Below are 4,948 nucleotides of genomic sequence, written 5' to 3'. Positions count from 1 at the left end.
GGACGAGGGTGGCGAATGGGTCAAAGCCGAGGGGCGCAGCCGCTTGAGGCTGGACAGTGGTGAAGCCATTCGGCAGGCTGCGATCGCAGGTCTCGGTCTGGCATTTCTGCCGGCATTCCTCATCCAGCAAGACCTGGTCTCAGGGCGGTTGCGGCAGGCCCTTCCGGGTCATGATTTTGGCGAGGTGAAGGTTGTCGCGATCTACCCCACCAAGCGACTGTTGGAGCCCAGGGTCAGGCGATTTCTCGACTTGCTGATCGATGAACTGGCGATCACGCATGGCCACGAAACGGCCGATTGATCGGAGCGTCCTGGATCGACTAATATCCGGCCGCGCTGCAAGGCGCCCCCGGTCCCGCGGGAAGGGTTGAACCCACTTGCCTTCATGTGCTCTCTCTACAGCCTTTTGTGCAGCCGAATTTGCGGGACATCGGCGTCTGATGCACGGAGGTTTTCATGAAGCGCTTGCCCGCCCGGGCCGACATCGGCCACCTGAAGAAGCAGGCCAAGGAGCTGCTGGCTCTTTGCCGCAACGACGACCCCACGGCCCTGCGCCGGTTCCGCGAATCCCTGCCGGCGGCCGCGGGCCTGCGCGACGCCGCCATTGCGGGCCTGGGCCTGCGGCTGCACGATGCCCAATCGTGCATTGCGCGCGAGTATGGTTTCGCGTCGTGGGCCGACCTGCAAGGCGTTGTGCTCGCTCGCCGCGCTCAGGCCGATGACCCGGCCCGGGCGGTCCTCCATTGGCTGTGCCATGTGTACGCGGGGGACATCGCCGGCGGCATGAACGGCGCAAGGCCGGCGGTGGCCTTGCACCTGCTCGAAGACAACCCTGCCCTGCTGGGCGACGACCCCTACCTGGCCTGCGCGACCGGCGACGAAACTGTGCTGCGCCAGGCCACGGCGCGGGACCCTGAGTGGGTTCATCGCGCGGGCGGCCCGCTGCAGCTGCCGCCGCTCGTGGCCGTCACGCATTCCGGTCTCATGAAGCTGCCGGCCTTTCGTGAGCGGCTGCACGCCTGCGCGAAGTTGCTGATCGGGGCGGGCGCCTCGCCCAATCAATCTATCGGCAGCCGCTGGCCGCCAGCGTCAGTGGCCGCGCCTTCAGAGGAGCACCGGCTCTCGGCGCTGTACGGCGCTGCCGGGCAGAACCTCGACCCCGAACTGACGAAGTTGCTGCTCGACGCCGGAGCCGACCCCAACGACGGCGAGTCGCTCTACCACTCGCTGGACCGGCCGGCCTGCACCCGGCTGCTGCTGGAGGCAGGTGCACGCGTGGCTGGTACGAACGCGATGTACCGCGTGCTGGACCTCGACGACGTCGAGGCCTTGCAGTTGCTGCTGGTGCACGGCGGCGATGCCAACGAACGGCCGTTGGGTGCGCCGACGTCGGACTGGGGTTCGCCTTTGATGTGGGCCATCCGGCGCCGGTGCTCGCCAGCGCACATCGCAGCCTTGCTGGCTGCCGGCGCCAACCCGAACATGGCCACGCCGGACGGCACGCCCGCGCATATCGTGGCCCTGCGCTTCGGGTTGACCGAAGTCGCCCAGCTGCTGCAGGCGGCCGGCGATGGCCACAAGCCGCTGCCGGCGGACGAGGCATTCATGGCCGCCTGCGCTCGCGGCGATGAGGCTGCGGCCCGCGAGTGTGAGGCGCGGCACCCAGGCCTCGTCGGAACGCTCCACGACACCCAGCGCCGGTTGCTTCCGGAGCTTGCGGCCGAGGGCTGCCGCGACGCGGTGAAGCTAATGGTCGAACTGGGCTGGCCCATCGACGTTCGCGGCGGAGACTGGGACGCGACCGCCCTGAACATGGCCATCTTCCGCGGCGATGCGATGCTGACCCGGTTCCTGCTCGAACACGGGGCGGACTGGAAGACGCGACACGGCTTCGACGGCAACGCCGTCGGCACCCTGTCGTGGGCTTCGCTCAATGAACCCGTCCACGGCGGAGACTGGCCAGGTTGCGCCCAGGCACTGATGGCCCACGGCATGCCTGCCGCGCGGCCCGACCCTCAGGATGCGGCAGGCGTGCTTATCGGCGACGAGCGCTGCCTGTTTTCGGATGAGGTCACGGACATCCTGCTCGGCTCCGCATTGCCACGCGACTAACACTGCAGTTGCGGAGAACGGCGACGAGCCTGCGACGAAAAGGTAGTCTCGTCGCGGCCAGCTTCTGAAGGCCAGCGCGGGGATTTTGAAGAAGTAATCACCATGAGATTCGCCAGGCGCGCGGCGAAGTGTTGCGGTGAGAGACGTGACCCTCGCGCCCCGCTCACCTCTCCGACGCACATAGCCCCCGCGACCGTTTGGGTTGAACGGTTCATCGCGCAGTGGCGCAGTCCATCCGCCGGGCACCTGAGTCTGTCGCATGGCCATGGTCATGGCGGTGGCGCTCGCCAAACTGTGCAGGCCCTCAACCAACAGGAGCCTGACATGCATCGATTCATGACGTCTCTCGTGGCCATTGGAGCGCTGGGTGTAATCGCCACCTCCGCCACTTCTGTGCGGGCCGCCACCGGTGACGAGGTCTCCGCGGGCAGCGCGGCCGACTCACAGCAGGTTCAGATCAAGGGCCAGCGCCGCGGCAAGGTGCCCGAGGGGGAGTTCGCTGCCATCCGTGGCGACTACCGCCTGGCCGATGGCCGCCTGTTGTCTATTCGCGGCGCGCGACAGCGCCCAACCGTCGAGCTTGAAAACGCCGGGCCGGTGCCCTTGCTGCCCGCGGGCGCCTATCGACTGGCCAGTGCAGATGGCGCAATGCTGCTGCGCTTCAATGCCCGCGCCAACGGCGACGTCGACGAAGTGACCGTATCGCTGCCGACCAGCGTGCACTGAACAGCCCCACTCGGGAGCCGCCCGGCGGCATGCCGGCTGCGTCCCTGCTGCGAGGCCTCCCCCGCGGCTGATGAGACCTATGGCCTCGTTGGCCGCGCGTGGGCGAACGTCGTGGCGCCCAGTCCATTTGCTCGCGCGACGCCTTGGCCACATGCTTCGCCTGCAGACCTCAGTCGCGCAGGCGATGCGCAGCAGCACTCACGAGTTCCGGTAGGCCTTGAGCTGATCAACGTCTCGGCGAGAGACTGTCCGCTTGATCGAGAAATTTCTCTCCGCGTAGCCATGCCGAGGCCTGAAGCGGAATGCCGCGACAGTGTTACCGGATGCGAGCCGTGGCCGCGCGCCCTTTGGCCGGACTCGCTTGCCTCTTGTACGTTGGTGACAATAATCCAGTTTCGAACTTGGAAATTCAGTGCATGGCAAACGACTGTGGAACAGCCATCAACAAGTGGGTCGATATGTGGCGACGTCAAGTGCTTGGTTCACGTGACGCAGCACTGGCCCTACAAGCTGAGTTCGTCAAGCAAGGTTCGTCGGACAACTTTGCAAACCTTCCTGACGAAATTCGAGAAGCCATTCAGGAGGAAGTTAGGATGTTTCGAGAAAACGGAGAAATTCAGCAGAACTACCATCAAAAACGAGAGGGTCTGGTCGACACCAGTGAGCAAATGAAGACGTTTGTCGAAATTCTTCGACGCGGCGGCATTGTCTAGATAGGACGACGCAGCCAATGTACAGAAGCACTGCAGAAGACTTCCCATACCCTGTAGGCTGCGGCACGAAATTCCCTCTTCGATTTCGTGACGCCGACCACTATCTGGGGCTCAGGGAAGATCGGCGACCAAGCCCTCAACGAGGACCTGCTAGCGGTGCCTGTTCGTCTGGCCCTCCTGATCAAGCGGTGTCATGCCAGCCCAACCGCACCTTCCGGCAAGACAATGAATCCGCGTTGAAAAATGGCCTTGGCGGAATCACCAAGAGGAAGTCTCATGAGCCGCATATTCATCACCGGATCGACCGAGGGCCTGGGTCGCGCCGCGGCGCAGGCCCTCATGGCGGGCGGGCACGAGGTCGTCTTGCATGCGCGATCCGAAGAGCGCGCCCGTGCACTTCGCTCCCATTTGCCCGGTGTCTCTGCAGTCGTGTATGGCGACCTCGCAAGCGCAATCGAAACCCGCGCGGTGGCCGACCAGGTGAACGCCATCGGCCGGATGGACGTTGTCATCCTCAACGCTGGCATCTACTTGGAACCTGAACGGGGAAATACGCCTGAGGGGCATGCCAAGGTGCTGGCTGTGAACACACTTGCGCCGTACCTACTGACCGCATTGATAGCGCGACCGAATCGTTTGCTGTACCTCAGCAGCGAAATGCACAGCGATGGAGAAGGCTCGCTGCGCGATATCGACTGGACCGAGCGCCCTTGGCAGGCAAGCAAGGCCTACTCCGAAAGCAAGCTGCATGTCGCTGCGCTCGCGTCGGCACTTGCGCGCCATTGGCCGGAGGTCCTCAGCAATGCAGTCGATCCGGGCTGGGTGCCGACCCGGATGGGAGGCGCCAACGCGACTGACGATCTGGAAATGGGTCACCAGACGCAGGCTTGGTTGGCTGTGAGCGAAGAGCCCGCCGCCAAAATCAGCGGCGGGTATTGGCGCCACAAGAAGCGGCAGGTTCCAGCCGGCGAAGTGACTGACCCGGTGTTCCAGGATCAGCTCATTGCCAGGCTTGCCGAACTCACCGGCGTCTCGATCGTTTGATCCGCACCCGAGAGGCTCAGTGCTGCACTGGCGCAGGCAAAACGCACTCGAAGCTCAGCAACCGGCCGCGCCCGGCATCCCAGGCCCGCAGCACCCGTTCGGCCTCTGCCGGGTCGGTTGGCGCAACACCCAGCCGGTAGCGACCATCTGCCGCGTCGACAAGATCATGGTCGTGGTCTTCGTGCGGCGTTCCCTCGCTGCACTGCCTGCACAGCGTGCGCACATTCGATGTCCAGTCTTCTGCTGCGGCGCCCGCAGCATCGAGCGCCTTGCAGACAGCATCGACTTCTGACGCGTCGTTGGCCAGAACTTCAACCACCCACGTGCCCCCGGTAGACGGCTCGAACAAGGCC

General features: G+C 64.8%; 5 protein-coding genes and 1 pseudogene. 5 read left to right on the top strand and 1 reads right to left on the bottom strand.

Annotation, left to right across the window (positions count from 1 at the left end):
• From AC1DYI_RS26465 to AC1DYI_RS26445, 5 genes are all read left to right on the top strand, one after another.
• The coding region (locus AC1DYI_RS26465) for a LysR substrate-binding domain-containing protein (RefSeq protein WP_477207113.1) at positions 1–301 on the top strand (301 nt) is incomplete at its 5' end.
• Positions 302–456: 155 nt separating this feature from the next.
• Entirely contained in the window at positions 457–2,112 is a 1,656-nt protein-coding gene (locus AC1DYI_RS26460) for an ankyrin repeat domain-containing protein (RefSeq protein ID WP_477207112.1), read from the top strand.
• Between the two features lie 324 nt (positions 2,113–2,436).
• A complete protein-coding gene (locus tag AC1DYI_RS26455; protein WP_477207111.1) occupies positions 2,437–2,838 on the top strand; it encodes a hypothetical protein in 402 nt (133 codons plus the stop codon).
• A gap of 416 nt (positions 2,839–3,254) precedes the next feature.
• Positions 3,255–3,551 (top strand): hypothetical protein, encoded by a 297-nt coding sequence (locus tag AC1DYI_RS26450; protein ID WP_477207110.1) that lies wholly within the window; start codon positions 3,255–3,257, stop codon positions 3,549–3,551.
• 276 nt (positions 3,552–3,827) lie between these two features.
• Entirely contained in the window at positions 3,828–4,595 is a 768-nt protein-coding gene (locus tag AC1DYI_RS26445) for an SDR family NAD(P)-dependent oxidoreductase (RefSeq protein ID WP_477207109.1), read from the top strand.
• Between the two features lie 16 nt (positions 4,596–4,611).
• Here AC1DYI_RS26445 and AC1DYI_RS26440 read toward each other — a convergent pair.
• Positions 4,612–4,948 (bottom strand): annotated as a pseudogene (locus tag AC1DYI_RS26440) (hypothetical protein); the annotation flags it as partial.

The sequence above is a fragment of the Ideonella sp. P3_A4 genome (assembly GCF_056403075.1).
Note: the sequence above shows the minus strand (reverse complement) of the source record. Positions and strands in the feature narration are given on the sequence as shown.

Coding starts and splice junctions, on each gene's coding strand:
- AC1DYI_RS26460 (WP_477207112.1), top strand. CDS start 457: ATGAAGCGCTTGCCCGCCCGGGCCGACATCGGCCACCTGAAGAAGCAG.
- AC1DYI_RS26455 (WP_477207111.1), top strand. CDS start 2,437: ATGCATCGATTCATGACGTCTCTCGTGGCCATTGGAGCGCTGGGTGTA.
- AC1DYI_RS26450 (WP_477207110.1), top strand. CDS start 3,255: ATGGCAAACGACTGTGGAACAGCCATCAACAAGTGGGTCGATATGTGG.
- AC1DYI_RS26445 (WP_477207109.1), top strand. CDS start 3,828: ATGAGCCGCATATTCATCACCGGATCGACCGAGGGCCTGGGTCGCGCC.